Source organism: Corynebacterium bouchesdurhonense (assembly GCF_900078305.2).
Lineage (GTDB): Bacteria > Actinomycetota > Actinomycetes > Mycobacteriales > Mycobacteriaceae > Corynebacterium > Corynebacterium bouchesdurhonense.
In genome coordinates this window covers 1-24,669 of sequence record NZ_LT546024.1, presented here as the reverse complement: position 1 = coordinate 24,669, position 24,669 = coordinate 1, and the positions used below count along the sequence as shown (strand labels likewise).

Annotated in this window: 25 protein-coding genes and 3 tRNA genes; 18 read left to right on the top strand and 10 right to left on the bottom strand. The window is 68.0% G+C overall.

Features of this window, described 5'->3' with window-relative positions; translation table 11 throughout:
• Position 1: 1 nt before the first annotated feature.
• Positions 2 to 676 carry a DUF2334 domain-containing protein gene (locus BN4252_RS00905; RefSeq protein WP_066524277.1) on the top strand — a complete coding sequence of 225 codons (675 nt, stop codon included), beginning with the start codon at positions 2 to 4 and terminating at the stop codon, positions 674 to 676.
• Here BN4252_RS00905 and BN4252_RS00900 read toward each other — a convergent pair.
• The 3 genes from BN4252_RS00900 to BN4252_RS00890 are packed head-to-tail and all read right to left on the bottom strand — an operon-like array spanning position 658 to position 2,968.
• Positions 658 to 1,467 carry a metal ABC transporter permease gene (locus BN4252_RS00900; RefSeq protein ID WP_066524275.1) on the bottom strand — a complete coding sequence of 270 codons (810 nt, stop codon included), beginning with the start codon at positions 1,465 to 1,467 and terminating at the stop codon, positions 658 to 660. The genes BN4252_RS00905 and BN4252_RS00900 overlap by 19 nt on opposite strands.
• Positions 1,464 to 2,141 (bottom strand): metal ABC transporter ATP-binding protein, encoded by a 678-nt coding sequence (locus BN4252_RS00895; RefSeq protein WP_066524274.1) that lies wholly within the window; start codon positions 2,139 to 2,141, stop codon positions 1,464 to 1,466. The genes BN4252_RS00900 and BN4252_RS00895 overlap by 4 nt, the downstream gene beginning before the upstream one ends.
• On the bottom strand, positions 2,138 to 2,968 hold the full coding sequence (locus BN4252_RS00890; protein WP_066524273.1) for a metal ABC transporter solute-binding protein, Zn/Mn family: 831 nt from the start codon (positions 2,966 to 2,968) through the stop codon (positions 2,138 to 2,140). Before BN4252_RS00890 ends, BN4252_RS00895 begins: the two co-directional genes overlap by 4 nt.
• A gap of 144 nt (positions 2,969 to 3,112) precedes the next feature.
• Between BN4252_RS00890 and purS the strand changes: the two genes are divergently transcribed.
• The 3 genes from purS to purL are packed head-to-tail and all read left to right on the top strand — an operon-like array spanning position 3,113 to position 6,302.
• The gene (purS, locus tag BN4252_RS00885; RefSeq protein ID WP_066524270.1) at positions 3,113 to 3,343 is read left to right on the top strand and encodes a phosphoribosylformylglycinamidine synthase subunit PurS; all 231 of its coding nucleotides are present in this window, start codon (positions 3,113 to 3,115) and stop codon (positions 3,341 to 3,343) included.
• Entirely contained in the window at positions 3,340 to 4,020 is a 681-nt protein-coding gene (gene purQ, locus BN4252_RS00880) for a phosphoribosylformylglycinamidine synthase subunit PurQ (RefSeq protein WP_066524269.1), read from the top strand. Before purS ends, purQ begins: the two co-directional genes overlap by 4 nt.
• Positions 4,021 to 4,028: 8 nt before the next feature.
• Entirely contained in the window at positions 4,029 to 6,302 is a 2,274-nt protein-coding gene (gene purL, locus BN4252_RS00875) for a phosphoribosylformylglycinamidine synthase subunit PurL (RefSeq protein WP_066524268.1), read from the top strand.
• Position 6,303: 1 nt separating this feature from the next.
• On the opposite strand, the gene BN4252_RS00870 is transcribed toward purL, so the two are convergent.
• Positions 6,304 to 7,308 carry an acyl-CoA thioesterase gene (locus BN4252_RS00870; protein ID WP_066524267.1) on the bottom strand — a complete coding sequence of 335 codons (1,005 nt, stop codon included), beginning with the start codon at positions 7,306 to 7,308 and terminating at the stop codon, positions 6,304 to 6,306.
• A 39-nt stretch (positions 7,309 to 7,347) separates the two neighbouring features.
• Here BN4252_RS00870 and BN4252_RS00865 point away from each other — a divergent pair, with 39 nt between their 5' ends.
• The 3 genes from BN4252_RS00865 to purM are packed head-to-tail and all read left to right on the top strand — an operon-like array spanning position 7,348 to position 10,329.
• Positions 7,348 to 7,725 (top strand): sterol carrier family protein, encoded by a 378-nt coding sequence (locus BN4252_RS00865; RefSeq protein ID WP_066524266.1) that lies wholly within the window; start codon positions 7,348 to 7,350, stop codon positions 7,723 to 7,725.
• Positions 7,726 to 7,752: 27 nt separating this feature from the next.
• Positions 7,753 to 9,249, top strand: coding sequence for an amidophosphoribosyltransferase (gene purF, locus BN4252_RS00860; protein ID WP_096877738.1), 1,497 nt, complete (start codon positions 7,753 to 7,755; stop codon positions 9,247 to 9,249).
• Positions 9,250 to 10,329, top strand: a complete 1,080-nt coding sequence (purM, locus tag BN4252_RS00855) for a phosphoribosylformylglycinamidine cyclo-ligase (protein WP_066524263.1) — start codon at positions 9,250 to 9,252, stop codon at positions 10,327 to 10,329.
• Positions 10,330 to 10,382: 53 nt separating this feature from the next.
• On the opposite strand, the gene BN4252_RS00850 is transcribed toward purM, so the two are convergent.
• Together BN4252_RS00850 and ygfZ are read right to left on the bottom strand one after the other, a co-directional pair.
• Positions 10,383 to 10,580 (bottom strand): DUF3073 domain-containing protein, encoded by a 198-nt coding sequence (locus tag BN4252_RS00850; RefSeq protein ID WP_066524262.1) that lies wholly within the window; start codon positions 10,578 to 10,580, stop codon positions 10,383 to 10,385.
• A 91-nt stretch (positions 10,581 to 10,671) separates the two neighbouring features.
• Positions 10,672 to 11,760, bottom strand: coding sequence for a CAF17-like 4Fe-4S cluster assembly/insertion protein YgfZ (gene ygfZ / locus BN4252_RS00845; RefSeq protein WP_230208530.1), 1,089 nt, complete (start codon positions 11,758 to 11,760; stop codon positions 10,672 to 10,674).
• Positions 11,761 to 11,791: 31 nt separating this feature from the next.
• On the opposite strand from ygfZ, the gene BN4252_RS00840 reads away from it, so the two are divergent.
• Complete coding sequence (locus BN4252_RS00840; protein ID WP_066524256.1) at positions 11,792 to 12,691, top strand: aminodeoxychorismate lyase; 900 nt, start codon at positions 11,792 to 11,794, stop codon at positions 12,689 to 12,691.
• Here BN4252_RS00840 and BN4252_RS00835 read toward each other — a convergent pair.
• Positions 12,688 to 13,368 (bottom strand): FABP family protein, encoded by a 681-nt coding sequence (locus BN4252_RS00835; protein ID WP_066524255.1) that lies wholly within the window; start codon positions 13,366 to 13,368, stop codon positions 12,688 to 12,690. The two genes, BN4252_RS00840 and BN4252_RS00835, sit on opposite strands and share 4 nt — an antisense overlap.
• Before the next feature lie 23 nt (positions 13,369 to 13,391).
• Here BN4252_RS00835 and mshD point away from each other — a divergent pair, with 23 nt between their 5' ends.
• The 5 genes from mshD (at position 13,392) to pstB (ending at position 18,754) form a co-directional block, all read left to right on the top strand.
• Positions 13,392 to 14,309, top strand: coding sequence for a mycothiol synthase (mshD, locus tag BN4252_RS00830; protein ID WP_066524254.1), 918 nt, complete (start codon positions 13,392 to 13,394; stop codon positions 14,307 to 14,309).
• A 197-nt stretch (positions 14,310 to 14,506) separates the two neighbouring features.
• The gene (gene pstS / locus BN4252_RS00825; RefSeq protein ID WP_066524250.1) at positions 14,507 to 15,673 is read left to right on the top strand and encodes a phosphate ABC transporter substrate-binding protein PstS; all 1,167 of its coding nucleotides are present in this window, start codon (positions 14,507 to 14,509) and stop codon (positions 15,671 to 15,673) included.
• Between the two features lie 178 nt (positions 15,674 to 15,851).
• Positions 15,852 to 16,985 carry a phosphate ABC transporter permease subunit PstC gene (gene pstC / locus BN4252_RS00820; protein WP_078056696.1) on the top strand — a complete coding sequence of 378 codons (1,134 nt, stop codon included), beginning with the start codon at positions 15,852 to 15,854 and terminating at the stop codon, positions 16,983 to 16,985.
• Between the two features lie 16 nt (positions 16,986 to 17,001).
• Entirely contained in the window at positions 17,002 to 17,943 is a 942-nt protein-coding gene (pstA, locus tag BN4252_RS00815) for a phosphate ABC transporter permease PstA (protein ID WP_066524248.1), read from the top strand.
• 37 nt (positions 17,944 to 17,980) lie between these two features.
• Positions 17,981 to 18,754 carry a phosphate ABC transporter ATP-binding protein PstB gene (gene pstB / locus BN4252_RS00810; protein ID WP_066524243.1) on the top strand — a complete coding sequence of 258 codons (774 nt, stop codon included), beginning with the start codon at positions 17,981 to 17,983 and terminating at the stop codon, positions 18,752 to 18,754.
• A 33-nt stretch (positions 18,755 to 18,787) separates the two neighbouring features.
• Here the strand turns inward: pstB and BN4252_RS00805 are convergent, their stop codons facing one another.
• Positions 18,788 to 19,546, bottom strand: a complete 759-nt coding sequence (locus BN4252_RS00805; RefSeq protein WP_066524241.1) for a phosphate signaling complex PhoU family protein — start codon at positions 19,544 to 19,546, stop codon at positions 18,788 to 18,790.
• A 2-nt stretch (positions 19,547 to 19,548) separates the two neighbouring features.
• Positions 19,549 to 20,709, bottom strand: coding sequence for a tRNA dihydrouridine synthase DusB (gene dusB / locus BN4252_RS00800; protein WP_187370903.1), 1,161 nt, complete (start codon positions 20,707 to 20,709; stop codon positions 19,549 to 19,551).
• A 158-nt stretch (positions 20,710 to 20,867) separates the two neighbouring features.
• Between dusB and BN4252_RS00795 the strand changes: the two genes are divergently transcribed.
• The 3 genes from BN4252_RS00795 (at position 20,868) to zupT (ending at position 23,378) form a co-directional block, all read left to right on the top strand.
• Complete coding sequence (locus BN4252_RS00795; protein WP_066524239.1) at positions 20,868 to 22,379, top strand: acetyl-CoA hydrolase/transferase family protein; 1,512 nt, start codon at positions 20,868 to 20,870, stop codon at positions 22,377 to 22,379.
• A gap of 89 nt (positions 22,380 to 22,468) precedes the next feature.
• Positions 22,469 to 22,541 (top strand) — tRNA-Lys (locus BN4252_RS00790).
• A gap of 36 nt (positions 22,542 to 22,577) precedes the next feature.
• A complete protein-coding gene (gene zupT, locus BN4252_RS00785) occupies positions 22,578 to 23,378 on the top strand; it encodes a zinc transporter ZupT (RefSeq protein ID WP_066524238.1) in 801 nt (266 codons plus the stop codon).
• Here the strand turns inward: zupT and BN4252_RS00780 are convergent.
• Entirely contained in the window at positions 23,353 to 24,222 is an 870-nt protein-coding gene (locus BN4252_RS00780; protein ID WP_066524236.1) for an urea transporter, read from the bottom strand. The two genes, zupT and BN4252_RS00780, sit on opposite strands and share 26 nt — an antisense overlap.
• Positions 24,223 to 24,335: 113 nt before the next feature.
• Here BN4252_RS00780 and BN4252_RS00775 point away from each other — a divergent pair.
• A tRNA-Glu gene (locus BN4252_RS00775) sits at positions 24,336 to 24,408 on the top strand.
• Position 24,409: 1 nt separating this feature from the next.
• Positions 24,410 to 24,483 (top strand) — tRNA-Asp (locus BN4252_RS00770).
• Positions 24,484 to 24,669 lie beyond the last annotated feature (186 nt).

The following is a 24,669-nucleotide window of genomic DNA, read 5'->3' as shown; positions in this document are numbered from 1 at the left end:
TATGCCAGGCCGCCTCCTCGTCTCCGTTTCCTCCATCTTCGACGAGACCTTGGACGGGGTGCGCAGCCTGGTGGATGAGCTAGACCGCCGGGAGATCCCGGTGTCGCTCCTGGTGGCGCCGCACATTGACAAGCGGTGGCACCTGGCCAAAGACAAACAGACCCGTTCCTGGCTGCGCGCGCAGCTCGGTGAGCGGGCCTTGCTGCTCAACGGCTTCGACCAGCCGGTGCAGGGCCGCCGCGCCGAGTTTGCCACCCTGGAGGAGCACGAGGCGCGCCTGCGGCTCAAGGGGGCGACGCGCCAGATGGAATCCCTCGGCTTTGACTTGCGCATGTTCGCCCCGCCGCGCTGGCAGCTCTCCCGGGGCACCCTGGACGTGCTACCGGATTTCGACTTCGACATCGCCGTGTCCAACAAGGGCGTCCACCACCTGCGCACCGGCGGGTTCACGCAGTGCCGCAACCTCTCTGTGGGCGAGGGCTACGGCGCGGCGAAGTGGTGGCGCCGAAACGTCATCGCGGCGGCGCAGCGCGGCGCGGAGCGCGGAAACACCATCAGGCTCTCGGTCTCCGGCCGCGAGCTGGACCAGAAGAAGGTGCGCCGGGACTTCCTCAACGCGGCGGACGCGGCGGTGGGCGCCGGCGCCCGGCCCGACGATTACCGCGCGTACCTGTAGCGGCCCACGAGCCGGCACACCAGGTAGATGGCGAAGGACACGAACGCCACGAACACCGAGACCGGCACGCCCGGGGCCAGGGAGGCGATCATGCCGCCCACGGCGGATACCTCGGCGAAGGCGACCGAGAGCGCTACGGCCAACTTCGGGTCGGCGGTGACCTGGGCGGCCGCGGCGCCGGGGGTGATGAGCAGCGACATCACCAGCAGGGCACCGACGATCTGCACGCTCTGCGCCGAGGCCACGCCCACCAACACGGCGAACACGAACGCCATCGCGCGCACCGGCACACCGCTGGCAGCGGCCATCTCCGGGTCCGCGGACGCGAACAGCAGCGGGCGCCACAACAAGGCCACCGTGCCCGCAACCAGCGCCGTGGTCAGCCCCAGAAGCCACAGGTCCTGGCCGCTCACGCCCACGATCTGGCCGGTGAGCAGCGCCAGGGCGCGGCCCGAGTTGCCGGGGTAGAGGTGGATGAACAGCACGGACAGGCCCATGCCGAAGCTCATCACCACGCCCACGGCGGAATCCTGCTGCCCCTGCAGCCCCAGCGCCGCCAGCACGAGCGCGGCCACCACGGCGCCCGCGATGGCGCCCGCGCCCACGTTGAGGCCGAAGAGCAGGGCGGCCGAGGCGCCCATGAGCGCCAGCTCGCTGGTGGCGTGGACGGAAAAGGACATCTGCCGCAGCACCACCAGCGGCGCCATCACGCCCGAAAGCACGCCGAGCAGGGCGCACGCCACGAGGGTCGCGCGCACGAAATCCAGGTTGAGCAGCTCGAGCGTGGTCACAGGACCACCACCTTTCCGCCCACCTCGACCACGTCCACGCGCGTGCCGTACAGCTCGCTGAGGGCGTCGGAGCGCATGACCTCGCCCACCGTGCCCACCACGTGGCCCTCGGGTCCGATGTAGAGCACGCGGTCCACCACGCCGAGGAGCGGGTTGATGGAGTGGGTCACGCACATCACCGCGGCCGGGTGCTCGTGGAGCCGGCGCACGGTGTCGCGTTGGCGGGCTGGGTCGAGGGAGAGGAGGGGTTCGTCGGCAAGCACTAGCTCCGGATCCTTGGCAAACGCCTGCGCCTGGCGGATCAGCTGCTGCTGCCCGCCGGAGAGGACGCCCACCTGCTTGTCGGCGAAGCCGAGCGCCCCCACGGCCTCGAGCTGCGTATCGACGCTCGCCTTGGCCACGCGCCCCCGATGCGAGATGGCAAGCGAGACGAGGTCGCGCCCCCGCACCGGCAGGTCGCGCGGGAACATGCGCTGCTGCGGGATCAGGCCCACGCGCCCGCCCACCTCGACGCGGCCGGCGGTGAGCTCGCGGGTGCCCAGGATGGTGCCCAGCAGCGTGGATTTGCCCACGCCGTTCGGCCCGAGCACCGCGAGGAACTCGCCGCGCTCGAGCGAGAGGTTGAGGCCGGACCACAGCGGCGCGACGGCTGCGTCGCGGAACTGGCAGATCACTTCGCCGCTTGAACCAGGGAATCAGTCACCTGCTCAATGTAGTCCAGAACGTCCGTGCCGGCCGGCGGCAGCTCGGTGATCTCCACAATCTTGACGCCCTTGGCCTTCGCGGCGTCCACGAGGCGCTGCGCCGCGTTGCTCGCAGACTGCGGGTTGAAGATCAGCACATCCACCTCACCCGAGTCGATCTTGGTCATCGCCTCCGCCACGTCGCTCACAGACGGCTCCGCCTCGTTCAGCGCCGCGTGCCTGTAGCCGTCCGGGGTCACGTCGTGCATCTCGGAGCCCGCGATCAGGTGGTCCGCGATGGACTCCGTCTGCATCACGTGCAGGTGCGGCAGGTCCGCAATCTTCTGCTTCAGCGCTTGCATTCGCTTTTCGACGTCCCCCGCGTCACCACCAGCCCGAGCCTGCACCTCCTTGGCCACCGCGGTGATGGCGTCCGGGGAGAACCAGACGTGCTCGTTGACACTGTGATCGTGGTGGTCGTCGTGGTCGTGGCCCGCGAGGTCGAAGGCGTTGATCACGTTGTCTTGGTCGGCGGCGGTGTAGAGGCTGGCGTCGTACCCGCCGCCGTTGGCCACGAGCGTCGCCGCGGCCTTGACCTTGGCCAGGTCTTGCGCGGCGGGCTCGAAGTGGTGGGGATCGATCTCGGTGCCGGTGATGATCGCCTCCACCTCTTGGCCCGTGACCGCGCCCGCCACGTCCGCCCACACGCCGGTGGTGGCGAGCAGGCCCGGCTGTTCGTCGTCTCCGCTTTCCTCGGCGGCGGAGCAGGCGGTGAGGCTGGCGGCGGCGACGATGGCCGCGATTGTGAGGTATCGCATGGGCTGAATCTAACCACTAATGAAAACCGTTTTCAATTTATGTGGCGGGGCTATGAGCTACGGCTTAGCGCCAAGCAAAAAGCTCGTGTGGGGCGTCGGATATACTGACGTGCGTCTTTTGACCCCTCAACGCGAAGGATTCCCATGGCTCGTGTCGTTGTCAATGTCATGCCGAAAGCAGAGATCCTGGATCCGCAGGGCCAGGCCGTGCTGCGCGCGCTCGGCCGGATCGGTGTGGAGGGCGTCACCGACGTCCGCCAGGGCAAGCGCTTCGAAATCGAGGTGAGCGACGCGATCTCGGACGAGGAGCTGCGCCGCGTCGCCGAGACGCTGCTGGCCAACACGGTGATCGAGGACTTCGAGGTTGTGCGATGAGCGCAACCATTGGGGTAATCACGTTTCCGGGCACGCTTGACGACGTTGACGCGCTGCGCGCCGTCCGCCTCGCCGGCGCCGAGCCCCGCCAGCTGTGGCACGCGGACGAGGACCTCACCGGCGTGGACGCCGTGGTGGTGCCGGGCGGCTTCTCTTACGGCGACTACCTGCGCTCCGGGGCCATCGCGGCGCAGGCGCCCATGATGGGTGCGGTGATCGAGGCAGCCAAGGGCGGCATGCCGGTGCTCGGCATCTGCAACGGCTTCCAGATCCTCACCGAGGCGGGCCTCCTGCCGGGTGCGCTCACGCGCAACCAGTACCTCAACTTCCACTGCGTGGATACCTACTTGGAGGTGGCCAACGCGAGCACGGCGTGGACCTCCGAGTTCGAGGAGGGGCAGCGCATCCTCGTGCCGGCCAAGCACGGCGAGGGCCGCTTCCAGGCGGCGCCCGAGACCATCGAGGCGCTGGAGAAGGAGGGTCGCGTGGTGTTCCGCTACACCGACAACTTCAACGGCTCCATCAACTCCATTGCCGGCGTGACCAATGAGACCGGCCGCGTGGTGGGGCTCATGCCGCACCCGGAGCACGCCATCGAGACGCTCACCGGCCCGTCCACCGACGGCCTGAGCCTGTTCACATCCGCACTCGACGCGATTTCGAAGATCGGAGCGTAAAGATTCCCATGACCGTGATCAATGACACCGTCGAGAACGCCAAGGCCACGCCCGAGCTGGTGCAGCCGTACGCGGAGCTGGGCCTGAAGGACGACGAGTACCAGAAGATCAAGGACATCCTCGGGCGACGCCCCACGGACGCGGAGCTGACCGTGTACTCCGTGATGTGGTCCGAGCACTGCTCCTACAAGTCCTCCAAGGTGCACCTGCGCTACTTCGGCGAGACGATGACCGAGGAGATGGCGTCCAAGATCCTCGCCGGCATCGGTGAAAACGCGGGCGTGGTGGACATCGGCGGCGGAGATGCGGTGACCTTCCGCGTTGAGAGCCACAACCACCCCTCCTTCGTTGAGCCGTACCAGGGTGCGGCGACCGGCGTCGGCGGCATCGTGCGCGACATCATGGCCATGGGCGCGCGCCCAATCGCCGTGATGGACCAGCTGCGCTTCGGCCCTATCGACGCGGACGATACCAAGCGCGTCCTGCCGGGCGTGGTGCACGGCATCGGCGGCTACGGCAACTGCCTGGGCCTGCCCAACATCGGCGGCGAGACCGTCTTCGACGAGGCGTACGCCGGCAATCCGCTGGTCAACGCCCTGTGCGTGGGCACGCTGAAGGTGGAGGACCTCCACCTCGCGTTCGCTTCCGGCACCGGCAACAAGGTCATCCTCTTCGGCTCCCGCACCGGCCTGGACGGCATCGGCGGCGTGAGCGTGCTCGGCTCCGCCACCTTCGAGGAGGGCGAGGAGCGCAAGCTCCCCGCCGTGCAGGTGGGCGACCCGTTCGCGGAAAAGGTGCTCATCGAGTGCTGCCTCGAGCTCTACGCCGCCGGCGTGGTGGTGGGCATCCAGGACCTCGGCGGCGGTGGCCTGTCCTGCGCCACCTCCGAGCTGGCGGCGGCGGGCGACGGCGGCATGCGCGTGGACCTGGACGCGGTGCCGCTGCGCGCCGAGAACATGACCGCGGCGGAGATCCTCGCCTCCGAGTCCCAGGAGCGCATGTGCGCCGTGGTGGCCCCGGAGAATGTGGACACCTTCATGGAGATCTGCGCCAAGTGGGACGTGCATGCTGCGGTGATCGGCGAGGTCACCGACGAGCACGACCGCCTGGCCGTGTACCACCAGGGCGAGCTGGTGCTGGACGCGCCGCCGTCCACCATCGACGCTGGCCCGGTCTACGAGCGCCCCTACGCCCGCCCCGCGTGGCTCGATGGGGTGCAGGCGCTGGAAGGGGGCGTCGACAAGCATGAAGCTCTCAAAGAGACCTGGCTGAAGATGGTCGCCTCCCCCGCGCTGTGCTCGCGCGACTTCATCACCGAGCAGTACGACCGCTACGTGCGCGGCAACACCGTGCAGGCCAAGCGGGCGGACTCCGGCGTCCTGCGCATCAACGAGGAGACCGGGCGCGGCGTAGCCGTCTCAGCCGACGCGTCCGGGCGCTACACCTACCTGGACCCGAACTTGGGCGCGCGCCTCGCGCTGGCGGAGGCCTACCGCAACGTGGCCGTCACCGGCGCCACCCCGGTGGCCGTGACCAACTGCCTCAACTTCGGCTCGCCCGAGAACCCGGACGTGATGTGGCAATTCCGCGAGGCGGTGCACGGGCTTGCCGACGGCTCCGCCGAGCTGGCCATCCCCGTCTCCGGCGGCAACGTCAGCTTCTACAACCAGACCGGCGACACGCCCATCCTGCCCACTCCCGTGGTCGGCGTGCTGGGAGTGATCGAGGACGTGACCAAGGCGATCCCCCACGCACTGACGTCCGGCGAGGAGCAGACCTTGGTGCTGCTGGGTGCGACCGCCGACGAGTTTGGCGGCTCCGTGTGGCAGGACATCTCGGGCCAGGGCCTCGCCGGCCTGCCGCCGCAGGTTGACCTGGCCAACGAGGCGCGCCTGGCGGAGTACTTCTCCGGCGTGGAGGGCATTACCGCCGCGCACGACCTGTCCGAGGGCGGCCTCTCCCAGGCTGTGTTCGAGCTGCTGCTCGGCTCGGGCCTCGGCGCGGACCTAGACCTCACCGTTGTGCACGAGGACGCGTTCACCGCGCTGTTCTCCGAGTCCGCCTCCCGCGTGCTGGTGGCGGTGACGCGCGACCGCGTGGACGCCGCCGTGGAGCGCGCCGACGCCGCGGGCATCCCGGTCGCGGTGATCGGCTCGACTACCGAGGACGGCACCATCCGATTCGCGGGCGAGTCCGTGGCGCTGAGCGAGCTGGCCAGCGCGTGGTCCGAGACCATGCCGCGCCACTTCGGCCACGCCACTGCACCGAACGCCGCGGTGTGAGCTAGTCGGTGCGCTGGGCCGCCTCCGGCAGGCGCACTAGGGGCTCCGGCTCGTACTGGCCGCGCAGGTCCTTGAGGGTCTGCGTGTGCTCCCACAGGCGCTTGTCCTCCTCGGTGACCGGGGTGAACTGGCGGGCGGGCAGCGGGTTGCCGTCGATGTCCGTGCCCAGGTACGTCACCGAGGCGTGGATCGCGTCCTGCAGGCTGTCGCGCCCGCCGCGGGGGTCGCCGGAGCGCACGTGGATCGAGGTGTGCAGGGAGCGGGTGTCCGTGCGGGTCAGGCGCGCCTCAACCTCGATCAGGTCGCCGATATGGATGGGGCGGTAAAAGCGGATGCCGCCGGCGTAGACCGCCACGGTGCGCTCGCCGGACCACTCCATGGTGCAGGCGGCGCCCGCCTCGTCGATCCACTCCATGGCCGTGCCGCCGTGCACGTTCCCGCCCCAGTTCACGTCCGTGGGCTTGGCCAGGAAGCGGTGCACCAGGCGCGGCGCGGTCGAGTCTTCGGTGTACGTCTGCTCGGCCATCTCCTCCTCGATGGCGCGGCGCAGGTCGATGCGCGACAGCGCCGCGTCCGCCACCCGCCGCTCCTCGTCCGTCTGCGGCACGAACGTGGGCACCTGCGTCGGCTTGCCGGTCTCCGGGTCCTTGGCCACGAAGATGACCAGGCAGTCGCACGCGCGGGTGAACACGCCTTGGCGGGGGTCGGCGGAGAGCACCTCGTTCACAATGTGCATGGAGGAGCGGCCGGTCAGGGCGATGCGGGAGCGCACCTCCACAATGTGGCCCGAGGGGATCGGGCGGGTGAAGTGGATGTGGCCAACGTACGCGGTGACGCAGTAGGTGGAGGACCACTGGGCGGCGCAGGCGTATGCGGCCTTGTCAATCCACTCCAGTACGCGCCCGCCGGACACGCCCTGGGCGCCGGCGTGCAGCACGTCGTTGGGCGAGGCCATGAAGCGCAGCGTGATGGAGGGGGATTTCGCAACTTGCTCGGGGTTGGGCATACCCACACACCCTAGTATGCGGGCCATAGTATGAGGGTCATGGCGAAAAAGACCGATCCGGCGCAGACTCGCGCGGCCGTGGAGGCAGTCGCGCCCTGGCTGCGGGGCGATGCGGAGGAGCCGGGCCGCGCCGCGCTCGCGGCGGCGGTGCGCACCACGGCGCGCACCCTGGAACAGGAGCTGTCGGGTCACACCGTGGAGCTGCGTGTGCCGCCGTTCGTGGCGGTGCAGTGCATCGAGGGCCCCCGCCACACGCGCGGCACCCCGCCCAACGTGGTGGAGACGGACCCGCGCACCTGGCTGCTCCTCGCCACCGGGCTGAGCACCTTCGACGCCGAGGTGGCGGCCGGGCGGGTGGATGCCTCCGGGTCACGCGCCGGGGAGGTCGCGCGCGGCCTGCCGGTGATTCCGCTGTAGGCCGCCGTCTCGGATACAGTGGTTGCCGTGCATGACCTTGCAAATACGGCAGTTCCCGCACCCGACGAGCCGAGGGAGGAATGCGGCGTCTTCGGCGTGTGGGCGCCCGGGGAGGACGTGTCGAAGCTGACCTACTTCGGCCTTTTCGCCCTTCAGCACCGCGGCCAGGAGGGGGCCGGCATCGCGGTGGGGGATAAGGACAACATTGTGGTGTTCAAGGACACGGGGCTGGTCAGCCAGGTGTTCGACGAGTCGGTGCTGGACGCGCTGCAGGGCGACGTAGCCATCGGCCACACCCGGTACTCCACCGCGGGCGGCAACTCGTGGGAGAACGTGCAGCCCATGTTCCGCACCTCGCCCAACGGCACGGACGTGGCGCTGGCCCACAACGGCAACCTGATCAACTACATGGAGCTGCAGCGCGAGGCGATTGAGAAGAAGCTCATCCCCGCCGAGGGCGTGAAGGGCCAGGGCTCCTCCTCGGACACGGCGGTGGTCTCCGCGCTGCTCGCGGATTTGATCGATGACGGGGCTTCGCTTCTCGACGCATCCCGGCAGCTGCTTCCCCGAGTCAAGGGCGCGTTCTGCTTCATGTTCACGGACGGGCACACCCTCTACGCCGCGCGCGACCCGCACGGCGTGCGCCCCTTGAGCCTGGGCCGCCTCGACGGCGGCTGGGTGGTGGCCTCCGAGACGTGTGCGCTGGACATCGTCGGGGCCTCCTTCGTCCGCGACATCGAGCCGGGCGAGCTGATCTGGATCGACGAAACGGGCGTGCACTCCGAGCGTTTCGCCGAGACCACCAAAGCGCACTGCGTGTTCGAGTACGTGTACGTGGCCCGCCCGGATTCGGTGATCGACGGCCAGACGGTGAATTCGGCGCGCATCGAGATTGGGCGTCGGCTAGCAAACGTGCTCCCCGTCGACGCCGACCTGGTGATGCCGGTGCCCGAGTCCGGCACCCCGGCCGCGATCGGCTACGCCGAGGAATCCGGCATCCCCTTCAAGCAGGGGATGATGAAGAACGCGTACGTGGGCCGCACCTTCATCCAGCCCTCCGACACGCTGCGCCAGCTCGGCCTGCGCCTGAAGCTCAACCCGGTACGCGAGGTGATCGAGGGCAAAAAGCTCGTAGTGGTGGACGATTCGATCGTGCGCGGCAACACCCAGCGCAAGCTGATCCGCATGCTGCGCGAGGCGGGCGCGGGCGAGGTGCACGTGCGCATCGCGTCGCCGCCGGTGAAGTGGCCGTGCTTCTACGGCATCGACTTCGCCAGCCCCGGCGAGCTGATAGCCAACCACGGGCACACGGACAGCGAGGAGGCCATCGCCGAATCCATCCGCACCATGATCGGCGCGGACTCCCTCGCGTTCGTGCCCATCAGCGACATGATCGAGGCCTCCGAGCAGGCCCCCGAGAACCTCTGCGCCGCGTGCTTCACCGGCAACTACCCCCTGGGCTTGCCGTCGGGAAACCCCAACGCCGACCTCGTCCGCCGCATCCAGAAAGGTGATGAAGCCTAAATGACCACCCCGCACGACAACCACGAGCTCCCGGTTTCCTACGAGGCCGCCGGCGTGTCCATCGAGGCCGGCGATAAGGCGGTCGAGCTGTTCGCGCCCCTGGCTAAGAAGGCGTCGCGCCCCGAGGTCCGCGGCGGCCTCGGCGGCTTCGCGGGCCTGTTCGCGCTGGGCAAGTACAAGGAGCCGCTGCTGGCGGCGGGTTCGGACGGCGTGGGCACCAAACTCGCGGTGGCCCAGGCCATGGACAAGCACGACACGATCGGCATCGACCTCGTGGCCATGTGCGTGGATGACCTGGTGGTGTGCGGCGCGGAGCCGCTGTTCCTGCAGGACTACATCGCCATCGGCAAGGTGGTGCCGGAGAAGGTGGCGGAGATCGTTGCCGGCATCGCCGAGGGCTGCGTCCAGGCCGGCTGCGCCCTGCTGGGCGGCGAGACGGCCGAGCACCCGGGCGTGATGGATCCCGAGGACTATGACGTATCCGCCACCGCCGTGGGCGTGGTGGAGGCCGACGAGCTGCTCGGCCCCCACCGCGTGCAGGAGGGCGACGTGGTGATCGCGATGGCCTCCTCCGGCCTCCACTCCAACGGCTACTCCCTGGCCCGCCACGTCCTGCTCGAGCGCGCCGGGCTGCCGCTGGACGGCCACATGGACGAGCTCGGCCGCACCCTCGGCGAGGAGCTGCTCGAGCCCACCCGCATCTACGCCCTGGACTGCCTCGAGTTGGCCTCCGAGTGCGAGGTGCGCACCTTCTGCCACGTCACCGGCGGCGGGCTAGTGGGCAACATGGAGCGCATCATCCCCGAGGGCCTGGTGGCTCAGATGCACCGCTCCACCTGGACCCCGGGCCCGATCTTCCGCACCATCTCCGCCGTGGGCTCGGTGCCGCGCGAGGAGATGGAGAAGACCTTCAACATGGGCGTGGGCATGGTGGCGGTGGTCTCCGCCGCGGACCGCGACCGCGCACTGGCCATCCTCGCCGCCCGCCACGTGGACAGCTGGGTCATCGGCGAGGTCCGCGCGGCCGCCGAGGGCGAGGCCGCCCGCGCCGCGCTGACCGGCACTCACCCGCAGCACTAGGCGGAGATGCAAAAACGCACCCCGCCCGGGGGTGCGTTTTTTGGGGCTTTAGCTTAACGACGCTCCCTGTCGTCCCACTCCCCGTACGAGCCGTAGCCGGCGTCCACCTCGTCCTCATCCTCGCCCCAGGCCCGCTCCGGAGCCTGGCCAGCAAGTTCCCGCTGCAGGGAATCGAGGTCCATTTCCGGAGAGTTGTACTTCAGCTGGCGAGCGACCTTGGTCTGCTTTGCTTTAGCGCGTCCGCGACCCATGGCGTGACCCCCTTGAGGTGATACGGGCGGCCTAATAGGCGGCCTCTTTTATTCGAAAGTTTTTGTCCTGCCAGACATAATAGCCAATGCCCTAGGAAAATTCCCCTCCGGTCTGTGAGCTGCGGTGACGCAGCTGATCCACCGCGCGCCGGCCGGCCCCGCCGGCCTCGTCGGCCGGCAGGAAGTCCGGGTCCACCGTGGCGGCGGTGCCGTCGATGTCGAGCGCAGCTTCCAGCGCGGAGCGCTTCACCAGCCCCAGCGCGATCGGCCCGTAGTCCGCGTCGTGCACCACGGTGCCGAGGCGGCCCACCTTGCGCCCGCCCGCGGTGATCTCGGCTCCAGGCGCCGGTTCGACGGGCGCCGAGCCGTCGAGCTGCAGCATGACAAGCAAGCGCGGGGCGCGGCCGAGGTTTTCCACGCGGGCAACCGTCTCTTGCCCGCGGTAGCAGCCCTTTTCAAGGTGTACCGCGCCGATGCGGCCGGCGCGGTTGATCAGCCGGGGCACCTCGTGGGGGATGGCCTTGGCATCGAGGTCGGCCGCAAGCTCCGGCTCGCCGGCGCGCACGCGCTGCGCCGTGAACGCCATCAGGCCCGCGAGCTGGCCCCCGGCCTTACGGAAGGCCCGGGCGGCGGCCTCGATCTCCGGGCGCGGCACCAGGGCGTCGGTGCGGGTCAGCCCGCCCACCCACGGCACCTCGCGCGAGGCCGCCGCGCCGGTGATGAGTGCGGCGCCGGCGGGGGAGAAGGCGGTGAGCACGCCCAGGTCCGCCTCCCGGATGCTCACGTCGGACCAGAACACCATGCGCTCGAGGTAGGAAACCAGGCTGTCGCGCTGGGCGCGGGGTACGTCCAGGTAGAAGGTCTCGCCGTCGAACATCACGCCCGCGTGGTGCAGGATCCGGCCCTGCGCGTCCAGATCAAGGGCCTCCGCGCCGAAGCCGGCTGGCGCCGTGTCGAGCTTCTGGGAGAGCAGGTTGTTGAGGAAGGCCGGCGCGTCCGGGCCGGCCACTGCCACCACAGCGCGGTGCGAGCGGTCCACCAGGCTCGGCGCGTCGTGGAGGCGGCGCTGCTCCGCCAGCGGGTCGGAGTAGTGGAACGGCACCCCGGAGGCGTCGATAAGCGATTGCCCCTCGAACGCAACCGCGCCGGGAACCTGGAGGAGTGGTGATTGGTACGGCACGGCCCCGATCATAGGGGCATACTTGGAACCTATGGGTCAATCGCTTGTTCCCCCCGCTCCCGTGATCTACCTGGTGGAGCCGTTCGGCGGCTCGATCCGCCGGCAGAACGCACAGACGCCGCACGTGTTCTGGGACGACGCGGCGGTGACCAGGGGGGACGGCGTGTTCGAGACCGTGCTGGTGCGCGGCGGCGAGCCCCGGAACGTGGACAAGCACCTCGCCCGCTTCCGCCGCTCCGCGGAGTCGATGGGCCTGCCGGAACCCGTCGGGGAGCAGTGGCTCAAGGCCACCCGGGAGGCGATCGAGGATTACGTGCGCGAGCGCGGCGCAGAGGCGGGCAATGTGGAGGCAAAGTGCGTGTGGACGCTCACGCGCGGGCGCGAAACCACCGGCGTGCCCACCGCCTGGCTCACCGTGCGCCCCATCGGCGAGGACGTGCTGCGGCAGCGCGACCGCGGGGTGAAGGTGATCACCACCCCGCGCGGCTACACGGTAGATCCGGACGTGCCCTGGCTCGGCGCCGAGGCGAAGACGCTGAACTACTCCGCCACCATGGCGGCGCTGCGGTGGGCGCGCGGCGAGGGGTTTGAAGACGTGATCTTCACCGAGCGCGGCACAGACCGCGTGCTCGAGGGCGCGACCAGCAGCGTGCTCGTGGTGAAGAAGGGCGGGCGCATGCGCACCCCGGCACCGGGGCCCGGCGTGCTGCGCGGCACCACGCAGACGGCGGTGTTCGAGCTGGCGGCGAAGCGCGGGTGGAAGTGCAAGGAGAAAGATGTCTACCTGTCGGAGTTGCTCAAGGCCGAGTCGGTGTGGTTGGTCAGCTCCACCCGCATCTGCGCGAGGGTGACCAGGCTGAATGACGCGAAGCTCCCGGCCCCGCCCAACGAGGCGGAGATCCGGGAGCTGATCGTGGACGCGCTTTCTTAGCCCGCCACGCGGGTGAGCTCGGCGGACATGTACGGCACGAGCTCGCCGTCCGCGCCGCCTACGAGGCGCTCATCCACCCAGCCGAGGTTGTTGTTGGGCATCAGGCCGTAGAGGCGCTTGCCGGGGCCGTGGTCGGCGGGGCCGGTCTCGGTGGCGATGGTGGACGCGCTCTCCAGCTGCCAGGCGCGCTCGTTGAGCAGCGAGCCGTAGAGCACCTCCACCAGGCCGCGGGAGTTGGTCAGCGTCACCTCGATCTCGTCCTTCTCCGAGATCCGCCAGAAGCCAACCTCGCGCTGGTCCGGCCCCGCCGGTTCGCCCTCGCCGTTCAGCCTCCAGGTGCGGGACTCGAAGCGGAGGTAGTTCTCGCCGTCGTGCGAGATGACCAGCTGCTGGCCAAATGCGTACTCCTCGCCGTGGTCGTTGGCCTGGCCCTCGCCGCGCCAGACGCCCACCAACGGCAGGAGTGCGAGCAGGCCGTCGTGGAGGCTGGGGCCCTGGCGGAGGTTGGCAGTATCTTGCTCCAGCGGGAAGCCCTCGAAGTCCAGCGGCGGGATGTTGCGGTGCGCGGTCTGCTTGGACTGCTCCGCCGCGAGGGTGACCGCGTCGCTGCCGCTCAGCGTCTGCGCGGTGGGGTTTTCGTTGCGTTCGGGGCTGTTTTCGGGGCTGTGTTCGGTCATGCCTCCCAGGGTAGCCTGGGCTCATGTCCACCAGCATCACCACCATCTCGCCCGAGCAGCTCACCGACGGTGTCCGTGCCTTCATCCGCGCCGCGGAGGAGCACGACGGCGTTGCGCCCTTGTCCGAGCAGTTCCTCGCAGGCCTCGGTGACGCCTCCCTCGGCCACACGCACCGCGTCGCGCGCGTGGGCGGCCAGCTCGCGGGGCTTGCGGCGCAAGCGCCGGACGGTTCGGTCGAGCTGGTGGTGCACCCCGATTACCGGCGGCGGGGGGTGGCCAAGGAGTTCATCGCACTGCTTGTCGACGCCCCCGGGAACCAGCCCCAGTTCTGGGCCCACGGCAACCTCCCCGCCGCCCAGGCCACCGCGGAATCCGTCGGCCTGGAGGCCACCCGCGAGCTGCTGGTCATGTCCGCCGCCGCGGGGGACCTCAACCTCCCGCACCTCTCCGGCGCGGTTCCCAACGGCTACGAGGCCGTGAACTACCCGGAGGCCGTGGAGCGCTTCGGTCGCGAGCGGGTGGAGCGCGACTGGCTGCGCGTGAACAACGACGCCTTCTCCTGGCATCCCGAGCAGGGCGGCTGGGACATGGATCGCCTGCACCGCGGCATGGCGGCGGACTGGTTCGACCCGGCCGGCGTGTGGTTCCTCTACGCGCAGCGCCCGGGGGAGCGGGAGCCAGACCTGGCCGGGTTCCACTGGACGAAGCGCCACCCTGGTGGTGTTGGTGAGGTGTATGTGGTCGGGCTCGCTTCGGGCTACCGGGGGGAGGGTTTGGGGGTACCCCTCATGGCCGCCGGCCTCCGGCACCTGGTCGAGGGGGGATCATCGCAGGTCATCCTGTACGTGGAGGCCGATAACGAGCCCGCGGTCCGCCGTTACGATGAGACGGGCTTCACAGTGGCCGAGTCGCACGTGGTCTACCAAAAACCTGCCGTTTAGCTGGCATTTCGCCCAGCGCTGCGATTGTTTACTGATTGTTCACTTGGCGGGCTACCACGGGTTAACCGGGGGAACGTAGCTTTATCCACCGTGAGTAATCGGAGTTGATCTACGTCCGCATTCAGCTGGTGTAAATCACACCCTTCGAGGACCGATGCTCGTGCATTGATCTACCAAAGACCGGAAAGGTTTACCCCGTGATCCGCAACTTCAAGCGCACCGCCGCTATCGCCGGCATCGTCGCAGTTTCTTCCGCAACCCTGGTTGCATGTGGTGACTCCAACGACACCGAAACCACCACCAAGTCCGAGACCGCTGTCGAGACCTCGAAGTCCACCGAGACCGTGGCCGCCACCACCGAGGCTGCTGCTGGCTCCTACGAGCTGTCCGGCAACAAGGGTGAGCTGAAGGGTGAGGGCTCCTCCGCTCAGAAGAACGCTGTTGACTACTTCGCTCAGCAGTACGCCGCCAAGGTCAACGGCGCTTCCCTCGCCTACACCGCTTCCGGCTCCGGCGACGGTGTGAAGAACTTCATCGCCAACCAGGCTGCCTTCGCCGGCTCCGACTCCCCGCTGAAGGACGAGGAGATCGAGCCGGCCAAGAACCGCTGCGGCGGCAACGAGGCTTGGCACCTGCCGTTCGTGATCGGCCCGGTCGCCATCGCCTACAACCTCGATGGCGTGGACAACCTCGTTGTCACCCCGGAGCTGCTGGCCAAGATCTTCCGCGGCGAGATCACCAAGTGGAACGACCCGGCTGTCGCCGAGGTGAACAAGGACGCCAAGCTGCCGGACCAGGACATCCACGTGGTGTACCGCTCCGACTCCTCCGGTACCTCCGACAACTTCCAGAAGTTCCTGGCCGCGTCCACCAAGGGTGACTGGGACGCTTCCTCCGGCAAGCAGTTCCCGGGCGTCGTCGGCGAGGGCGCTGACAAGTCCACCGGTGTTGCGAACGCCGTGCAGACCATCCCGGGCTCCATCACCTACGTCGAGCTCGGCAACGCTCAGCAGAACGGCCTCGGCATCGCTCAGCTCGACCTGGGCAACGGCCCGGTTGAGCTGAACCCGGACACCGTGGGCAAGGCTCTGGACAACCTGACCTTCAAGACCGAGGGCCACAACATGGTGGTTGACTCCACCAAGCTCTACGAGCAGAACGCCGCCGGCACCTACCCGCTGGTGCTGACCACCTACGAGATCGTCTGCTCCGCAGGCTACGACGACCAGGTCCGCGGCCAGGTCAAGGACTTCCTGAACGTCTCCCTCGACTCCCAGGACGACACCCTGGCTCAGCTCGGCTACATCCCGGTCAAGGGCAAGCTGGCTCAGCAGCTCCGCGAGGCTATCGACGCTATCGCGTAAATAGCTCTCCAGCCCCCGGGCTAGAAAAGGGCTAGACCTGTGCCCCCGTGCACGCCACAGCGCGAGCCGGGGGCATCCCTATGATTAGGTGGCCACGCAGCGGCCGCCATATCGCTAGGAAATCCTGTGCGCGCACCGCGCACACACCACGTAAGTACTCCTCAAAGGATTCGTGACTATGGCAAACAACGAAACGCCGAACACGGGTTTGGGCGATAGCGGCCGCGGCGACGAAGCGCTGGGCGTGTCGGGTCTCGGTGGATCCGTCGCGACGACGAGCGCGGCGAACAGCGCCTCCCCCGTTAACCGAGAGGACGGCCGGGTGGCAAACCAGAACACCTCCGGCACCGTCAATCACGACGAGCTGAAGACCGCCTCGGGCAAGAAGCGCCCGGGCGACCGCGTCTTCGAGTTCCTCTCCACCTTCTCCGCAACCCTGATCACCGTCATCATCGCGGCCATCGGCATCTTCCTGCTCCTGCAGGCCATCCCGCCGCTCGCCCGCAACGATGGCGGCATCCTCGGGTTCTTCACCTACACCGGCCAGTGGCAGACCAACGACCTGGACAACATGAAGTTCGGTATCCCGAACCTCTTCTTCGCCACGTTGATGATCTCCCTCATCGCTCTGGTGATTGCCATGCCGATCGCGCTCGGCATCGCCATCTTCCTGTCCAACTACGCGCCGAAGAATCTGGTCCGCCCGCTCGGCTCCCTCATCGACATGCTCGCCGCGGTGCCGTCCATCGTGTACGGCCTCTGGGGCGCGCAGGTGCTCGGCCCGAAGCTGACCAAGTTCTACGAGTGGATCCACTCCTGGGGCGGGGACTTCTTCCTGTTCAAGACGTACCAAAACTCCCCGGCCTTCGCCTCCGGCCGCAACATGCTCACCGGTGGCATCGTGCTCGCCGTGATGATCCTGCCGATCATCGCCGCGACCGCCCGCGAGATCTTCGTGCAGACCCCTCCGGGCCAGATCGAGTCCGCGCTGGCGCTCGGCGCGACCCGCTGGGAGGTTATCCGCATGACCGTGCTGCCGTTCGGCCTCTCCGGCTTCATCGCCGGCTCCATGCTCGGCTTGGGCCGCGCGCTCGGTGAGACGATGGCCCTGTACATGGTCGTCTCCCCGTCGATCGACTTCCACGCGTCGCTCTTCCACGGCGGCACCACCTTCGCAACGCTGATCGCGTCCGCCGCCGCGGAGTTCAACAACCCGGTCTCGGCCGGCGCCTACATTGCGGCCGGTCTGGTGCTGTTCCTGCTTACGTTCATCGTCAACTCGATCGCCCGCGCGATCGCCAACAAGAAGTAGGCAGGGGGAAGAGAACATGTCTACCGCAATTCCGAACAACACCGCAGAGCGCACCGCCCCGGCGGCCCCGACCAGGAACGCCGCCGGCTTCACCGACATCGCCTCGGGCCGCAAGCGCACCAACGCCATCATGGGCGGCCTGATGTGGCTGTGCATGATCCTCGCCATGATTCCGCTGGTGTGGGTCCTGTGGACCGTGATCTCCCGCGGCATCGGCCCGATCACCTCCGCCGACTGGTGGACCAAGGACCAGGGCATGACCACCCCGCTGCTTCCGGGCGGCGGCGCCTTCCACGCCATCGTGGGTACCCTGCTGCAGACGCTGATCGCGTCCCTGTTTTCTATCCCCATCGGTGTATTCACCGCCATCTACCTGGTGGAGTACTCCAACGGCAACCGCTTGGGCAAGCTGACCACCTTCATGGTGGACATCCTCTCGGGTGTGCCGTCCATCGTCGCGGCCCTGTTCATTTACGCGCTGTGGATCACCATCCTGGGCCAGGAGCGTTCCGGCTTCGCCGTGGCGCTGTCCCTGATCCTTCTGATGGTGCCGATCGTGGTGCGCAACACCGAGGAGATGCTGCGCGTGGTTCCGATGGACCTGCGCGAGGCCTCCTACGCCCTGGGCGTGCCGAAGTGGAAGACCATTTCCCGCATCGTGCTGCCGACCGCCCTGTCCGGCATCGTCACCGGCATCATGCTGGCCGTGGCCCGCGTGATGGGCGAGTCCGCTCCGGTGCTGGTGCTGGTGGGCTCGACCTCCACCACCAACTGGAACCCGTTCAGCGGCCCGATGTCCTCCCTGCCGCTGATGATGCTGGACATGTACAAGTCCGGTACCACCCCGAACGTGATGGACAAGCTCTGGGGCGCCGCGCTGACGCTGGTGATCCTGGTTGCTGTGATCAACCTCATCGCGCGCGCCATTTCCTCCCGCTACTCGGTGAAGAAGAAGTAGTCCCCGCCGTACCTTTCCCAATAGAGGAGAAACCCTGATGTCCAAGCTTTCACTCCAAGACGTGAACATCTACTACGGCGACTTCCACGCCGTGCAGAACGTGAACATGGAAATCCCCGCCCAGGCCGTGACCGCCTTCATCGGCCCGTCCGGCTGCGGCAAGTCCACCGTGCTCCGCACCCTGAACCGCATGCACGAGGTCATCCCCGGCGCGTCCGTGAAGGGCAGCATCCTGCTGGACGGCAACGATATCTACGGCAAGAACGTGGATCCGGTGGCCGTTCGCAACACCATCGGCATGGTGTTCCAGAAGGCGAACCCGTTCCCGACCATGTCCATCGAGGACAACGTCGTGGCCGGCCTGAAGCTCGCCGGCGAGAAGAACAAGAAGAAGCTCAAGGAGGTCGCGGAGGAGTCCCTGCGCGGCGCGAACCTGTGGGACGAGGTCAAGGACCGCCTGGACAAGCCGGGCGGCGGCCTTTCCGGTGGTCAGCAGCAGCGTCTGTGCATTGCCCGCGCGATCGCGGTGCGTCCCGAGGTCCTGCTCATGGACGAGCCCTGCTCGGCCCTGGACCCGATTTCCACCCTCGCCGTGGAGGACCTCATCCACGAGCTGAAGGAGGAGTACACCATCGTGATCGTGACCCACAACATGCAGCAGGCTGCGCGTGTGTCCGACAAGACCGCCTTCTTCTCCCTCGAGGCAACCGGTAAGCCGGGCAAGCTGGTGGAGTTCAACGACACCACCAAGATCTTCGAGAACCCGGATCAGAAGGAGACCGAAGACTACATCGCGGGTCGCTTCGGTTAAGGGGCCTTTGCTTATCGACGCCCCCCTTCGCGCCTACTTCCGCAGCGAGAAGCGGCGTTCCAGCTCGGGGGCGTCGAGCCCCTCGAGCTCTTGCTCCTCGGGGCGCACGCCCGTCACCATGAAGATGAGGTGGCGCCCGATGCCCACACAGTGGTCAGCGAAGCGCTCGTAGTAGCGGGCAACCAGCGCGATCTCCACCGCGGCGCGGTTGCCGTGGGGCCACTGCGGCCCCGCCGCGCGGCTGACCAGGCCCCGCGACGCCGCATCCACCGCCTCGTCCGCCTCGGCGAGCTCCCGGGCCTGCGCCACCTTCGGCGCCGCGATGAGCCTGCCGGCGTCCGCGGCCATTCGGTCGCACGCCTCGGCCATCACCGTGATGGTCTTCATGACATCGGCGGTAAAGGCGGGCTCCGGGTGATGCTGTCGGGCGACCTTGGCCACGAGCTTGGCCAGGTTGCCCATCCGCGTGATATCGCGCTCCGTGTTGATGTAGGAGAGCACCTGCCGCAGATCGGTAGCCACGGGGTTCTGCCGCGCGAGCAGCAGCAGCGCCCGGTCCTCGCAGCGCCGGTGGATCTCGATGATCTTGTCGGACTCGGTCATGGCGTTCTCCGCCGCCTCGAGGTCCTGGCCCACCACCGCCCGCGAGGCGTGCAACATGGCGAGGCGCGCGAGCGAGCACATCTGCACCACGTCGCGGGTGTAGTCATCTAGCAGCTCGCGGTACTCCAGGCGCAGCCGCACCTGCTGGCTCTCCGCCGCCGGCGCCTTGCGCTCCCTCTTGCCCACCACGGTTAGCCGCCGTTGCTTTCGATCTCTGCGCCCACGGGCACGGTGTCGTCCTCCGGGTCATCCAGCCACCCCTCGGGCAGCGCCACCTTTGAGGGGGAGCCCTGGCGCCCGCGGGCGTCGTCAGCCGCCTCCGCAACGGCATCCGAGTCGGCGATGGCGTCGAGCAGGCTGCGCAGCTGCGCCAGCGAGGCCACCTGTGCGAGCTGCTTGCGGAATTCGCCGCCCACCGGGAATCCCCGCAAGTACCAGCCGGTGTGCTTGCGGATGTCCCTGCACGCGTGGGACTCGCCGTCGTGAAGCGAAAGAAGCTCCGCGTGGCGGTAGATGATGCGCGCGACCTCACCCAGGGTCGGCTCCGGCGGGATGGGTTCTCCGCGCAGCTGGGCGCCGAGCTGGGCGAACAACCAGGGGCGGCCGAGGCACCCGCGGCCCACCTCCACGCCGTGGCACCCAGTCTGCTCCATCATGCGGGAGGCGTCGTCCGCGGCGAAGATGTCGCCGTTGCCGATCACGGGGATGCCCGTGGGCGCCATGTGCTCCACCAGGTTCGCGATCTCATCCCAGTGGGCGCTACCCGAGTAGCGTTCGCTGGCGGTGCGGGCGTGGAGCGCCACCGCGGACGCTCCCTGCTCGGCGGCGATGCGGCCCGCATCCAGGTGGGTGTGGTGCTCCGCGTCGATGCCGATGCGGAACTTTACGGTCACCGGGACCCCGGAGCCCTCCGCAGCGCGCACGGCCGCGCCGACGATGTTGGCGTACAGGCGGCGTTTGAACGGGATGGCGCAGCCGCCGCCGCGGCGCGTCACCTTGGGCACCGGGCAGCCGAAGTTCATGTCCACGTGGTCGGCGATGTTTTCCTCCACGATCATCCGCACGGCCTCGTAGGTGTACTTCGGGTCTACCGTGTACAGCTGCATGGAGCGCGGCGTCTCCACGTCCGCGAAGGTGGTCATGTGCAGCGTCTTCGCGTTGCGTTCCACCATCGCCCGCGCCGTGATCATCTCGCACACGTACAGGCCCGAGGAGGTACCCGTGAGCTCCTCCTCGATCTCGCGGCACAGGACGCGGAACGGCATGTTGGTTACTCCCGCCATCGGCGCGAGGATGACGGGGGAGTCGAGCTCGATCCCGCCGATACGCAGCGCTTGTGTGGTAACCGTCATGGCCCCTTATTGTTATCGGCCCAGCGCGCCGCGTCCAATCACCGTCTAATCACCGTCCAATCCCCCTTAACCCACCCAGCGCGTAGCAGTGATAGCTAGGTCACAGTAGGGTGTAAGTGTTAGTTCGTCCCACACAGAACGAAGAGAGGGAAAGCACTATGAGCGACCGCATTGCTAACGCGAAGCTGCGCGACAAGGTAATGACGGCCGAGGAGGCCGCCCAGTTTGTGAACCACGGCGACAAGGTTGGCACCTCCGGCTTCACCGGCGCCGGCTACCCCAAGGCGATGCCCGCGGCGATCGCGGAGAAGGCCAAGGCCGCGCACGAGAAGGGCCAGGACTTCTCCATCGACATGTACACCGGCGCCTCTACCGCGCCGGAGTGCGACGGCGTGCTGGCGGAGGCCGGCGCGCTGCGCTACCGCATGCCGTACCAGTCCGACCCGACCATGCGCAACAAGATCAACGCCGGCGAGATGAAGTTCCAGGATATCCACCTCTCCCACTCCGGCATGATGGTTGAGCAGGGCTTTTTTGGGGATCTGGACCTGGCCATCGTCGAGGCCGTGCGCATCACCGAGGACGGCAACATCGTGCCGTCCTCCTCCGTGGGCAACTCCGTGGAGTTCCTCAACGCCGCCAAGAAGATCATCATCGAGGTCAACTCCTGGCAGTCCGAGGAGCTCGAGGGCATGCACGACATCTGGACCGTGCCGCCGCTGCCGAACCGCATCCCGATCCCCATCACCAAGTGCGGCGACCGCATCGGTGACACCTTCATCACCATCGACCCGGACAAGGTCGTCGCCGTCATCGAGACGAACGACCCGGACCGCAACGCGCCGTTCAAGGCCCCGGACGCGATCTCCGAGCAGATCGCCGGCAACTTCCTCGACTTCCTGGAGAACGAGGTGAAGGCCGGCCGCCTCACCTACGACGGCTACGTCATGCAGTCCGGTGTGGGCAACGTCCCCAACGCCGTGATGGCTGGCCTGATGGACTCCAAGTTCGAGAACATCCAGGCCTACACCGAGGTGATCCAGGACGGCATGGTCGACCTGATCGACGCGGGCAAGATGACCGTCGCCTCCGCCACTTCCTTCTCCCTGTCGCCGGAGTACGCGGAGAAGATGAACAACGAGGCGTCTCGCTACCGCGAGTCCATCATCCTGCGCCCGCAGTCCATCTCTAACCACCCGGAGGTGATCCGCCGCGTCGGCCTGATCGCCTCCAACGGCATGATCGAGGCGGACATCTACGGCAACGCGAACTCCACCCACATCAACGGCTCCCGCCTGATGAACGCCCTGGGCGGCTCCGGCGACTTCACCCGCAACGCCTACATCTCCTCCTTCATCTCCCCGTCCGTGGCCAAGGACGGCGCCATCTCCGCGATCGTGCCGATGGTGTCCCACGTGGACCACACGGAGCACGACGCCATGGTGTTCATCACCGAGTACGGCGTGGCGGACCTGCGCGGACTGGCCCCGCGCGACCGCGTGCAGAAGATGATCTCCATCGCGCACCCGTCCTACCGCCCGCTGCTGGAGGAGTACGTGGAGCTGGCCGCCAAGTCCAAGTACCAGGCCACCCCGCACGACCTGCGCCACGCCTTCGACTTCCACAACCGCATCGAGGCCACCGGCACGATGATGAAGGAAGCCGAGTAGGGCTCACAGCAGCACGCCGACACTGGGACCCTCCGCCGGGGCGGGCCAATTACCGGCCGCCTGGTGGGAGGGTTTACCATTGTCCGCACGGGCCTTTAGCTCAGTTGGTAGAGCTACGGACTTTTAATCCGCAGGTCCCGGGTTCGAGCCCCGGAGGGCCCACACATATTCCTCGCGTCGACCAGCTACGTTCTAAGCATGGACTCAGGCTTTGCTGACCCCCAGGCGATCGCAGTCGCATTCGGCCTTACGCTTCTCGCCGGGCTCTCCACCGGCCTTGGTGGCGCCATCGTCGCGCTGAAGCGGCAGCCGGGTAATCGCTTTCTCGCCGGTTCCCTCGGCTTCTCGGCCGGCGTCATGGTCTACATCTCCTTCGTGGAGCTGCTGCCGGAGGGCATTCGCTCGTTGGGGGAGGCGGGTATCGGGCGGGCCGAAATGGCCGGCACCGCCGCGTTCTTTGCCGGCATCGCGCTGATCGCCCTGATTGACCGCTTCGTGCCCGAGGACATCAACCCGCACGAGGAGCCCCGCGCACTGGATTCGTCGCGGATGCGCAGCGTTGGGTTGCTCACCGCGCTGGCCATCGCCGTCCACAACTTCCCAGAGGGATTTGCCACGTTTATCTCGGCGCTGGCGGATCCGGCGCTCGGGGTGCCCATCGCGGTGGCTATCGCCATCCACAACATCCCGGAGGGCGTGGCTGTGGCGGTGCCGCTTCGCCAGGCGAGCGGGGACAAATGGCGCGCCGCCGGGTGGGCCACCCTCTCCGGGTTAACGGAGCCACTGGGCGCGGTGGCCGGCTATTTGGTGCTGCGGCCGTTTCTGGGGCCCGCCACCCTCGGCTACTGCTTCGCCGCCATCGCGGGTGTGATGGTCTTTGTCAGCCTGGACAAGCTTTTGCCCACGGCGGTGCAGACGGGCCGCCACCATGCCGCGGTCTACGGGCTGGTAGCGGGTATGGCCGTGATGGCTGTCAGCTTGCTGCTCTTGCCGGGATAGCAGCCTTCGCCGCGGCCATGATCCACAGGCTGAGCACGAAGGGCCACGTGTACGTGGGTACTGGCAGGCCGGACATGGCCCACTGGATCACCACGGTCAGCGCCACACCAGCCAGCGCGCCGCCTACCCGCACCGGCCAGGCCGCGCGCGGCCACAGGACGATCGCGGCGGCGATGGCGATGAGGACCGCCGAGTAGTTGTGCAGCCCGGTAGACACCGCCTCCACGCTCGGGTGGAGGATCATGCTCACCGCCAGCCCGGCGGCGCTGCCGAGTGCCGCGAAGGCACCGATTTCCCAGCCCGCGACGCACAGCGCGGCCAGGATGAGCACACCGGCGAGGGCGCCGTCGGCCAAGACCACCTCGGCGAACCCGCCCAGGAAGCCGCGGGCGAGCCCCTCGCCGACAACAGCCGAGGAGGTGAGCGGGCCGGGCTCCCACCGCGCGGCCAGCGGGCCGTAGAGCAGGCCCGCCACCAGGCAGAAGGGCGCGGTGGCCACGGGGATCCGGGGCACCCGCGCGATCGCCAGGTGCACCGGAATGACGGCCGCCGCACCGGCCGCTGTGAGCGCCAGCCCGGTACCCACCGGGGCGCCGGCGGCCGCAGCCGCCGCGCCCACCAGCGCTCCGTTGAACCCCATCAGGCCGTGGTCCACTCCGTCAAGGCGCAGCGCGGCCGCCAGCAGCGACTGCACCGCGCACCCCACCGCAGCCAGGAGCGCCAGCTTCCAGCCGCTCGCTGCCATGCCTGCGAGGATGAGCGCACCGGCGAGTGCGTTTTCGGCGAGGAAGATTTGGGAGATGCCGCGCAGGCCGGAAACCGTGCTGGTTCTAAGGAGGTCCACGCCGACCTAATGTACTTCCATGTATTTCTGCGAGCTGCCGGTTTGGCACCGGTTTCGCACCGGTTTGGCACCGTCGCTGGCGCTGGCTTATGCTTACGTAGCTGTTTTGCAGCGCCCCTATCGTCTAGAGGCCTAGGACTCCGCCCTTTCACGGCGGCAACACGGGTTCGAATCCCGTTGGGGGTACGGCCCTGTGGCGCAGTTGGTTAGCGCGCCGCCCTGTCACGGCGGAGGTCGCGGGTTCAAGTCCCGTCAGGGTCGCCGTGTGAAAGCCCGAGGTTCGCCTCGGGCTTTCACTCGTTTCCGGGCAGCGGCGCCGTGGGTTAAGGGTCAAAAAGTGTGTCTGGCGTCGGCGTGTCGCTGGGGTTAGATCTGGCCTTTTTGGATGCCTGTTGAGTGGTTGTAGTTGGTGTCGATAGCGTTGTCGTAGAGGGCTGGTCGTCCTGT

Coding starts and splice junctions, on each gene's coding strand:
- purS (WP_066524270.1), top strand. CDS start 3,113: ATGGCTCGTGTCGTTGTCAATGTCATGCCGAAAGCAGAGATCCTGGAT.
- BN4252_RS00795 (WP_066524239.1), top strand. CDS start 20,868: ATGAGCGACCGCATTGCTAACGCGAAGCTGCGCGACAAGGTAATGACG.
- zupT (WP_066524238.1), top strand. CDS start 22,578: ATGGACTCAGGCTTTGCTGACCCCCAGGCGATCGCAGTCGCATTCGGC.
- BN4252_RS00890 (WP_066524273.1), bottom strand. CDS start 2,968: ATGCGATACCTCACAATCGCGGCCATCGTCGCCGCCGCCAGCCTCACC.
- pstA (WP_066524248.1), top strand. CDS start 17,002: ATGTCTACCGCAATTCCGAACAACACCGCAGAGCGCACCGCCCCGGCG.
- pstC (WP_078056696.1), top strand. CDS start 15,852: ATGGCAAACAACGAAACGCCGAACACGGGTTTGGGCGATAGCGGCCGC.
- pstB (WP_066524243.1), top strand. CDS start 17,981: ATGTCCAAGCTTTCACTCCAAGACGTGAACATCTACTACGGCGACTTC.
- purM (WP_066524263.1), top strand. CDS start 9,250: ATGACCACCCCGCACGACAACCACGAGCTCCCGGTTTCCTACGAGGCC.
- BN4252_RS00835 (WP_066524255.1), bottom strand. CDS start 13,368: ATGACCGAACACAGCCCCGAAAACAGCCCCGAACGCAACGAAAACCCC.
- BN4252_RS00905 (WP_066524277.1), top strand. CDS start 2: ATGCCAGGCCGCCTCCTCGTCTCCGTTTCCTCCATCTTCGACGAGACC.
- BN4252_RS00870 (WP_066524267.1), bottom strand. CDS start 7,308: ATGCCCAACCCCGAGCAAGTTGCGAAATCCCCCTCCATCACGCTGCGC.
- purQ (WP_066524269.1), top strand. CDS start 3,340: ATGAGCGCAACCATTGGGGTAATCACGTTTCCGGGCACGCTTGACGAC.
- dusB (WP_187370903.1), bottom strand. CDS start 20,709: ATGACGGTTACCACACAAGCGCTGCGTATCGGCGGGATCGAGCTCGAC.
- BN4252_RS00840 (WP_066524256.1), top strand. CDS start 11,792: ATGGGTCAATCGCTTGTTCCCCCCGCTCCCGTGATCTACCTGGTGGAG.
- BN4252_RS00865 (WP_066524266.1), top strand. CDS start 7,348: ATGGCGAAAAAGACCGATCCGGCGCAGACTCGCGCGGCCGTGGAGGCA.
- BN4252_RS00850 (WP_066524262.1), bottom strand. CDS start 10,580: ATGGGTCGCGGACGCGCTAAAGCAAAGCAGACCAAGGTCGCTCGCCAG.
- purL (WP_066524268.1), top strand. CDS start 4,029: ATGACCGTGATCAATGACACCGTCGAGAACGCCAAGGCCACGCCCGAG.
- mshD (WP_066524254.1), top strand. CDS start 13,392: ATGTCCACCAGCATCACCACCATCTCGCCCGAGCAGCTCACCGACGGT.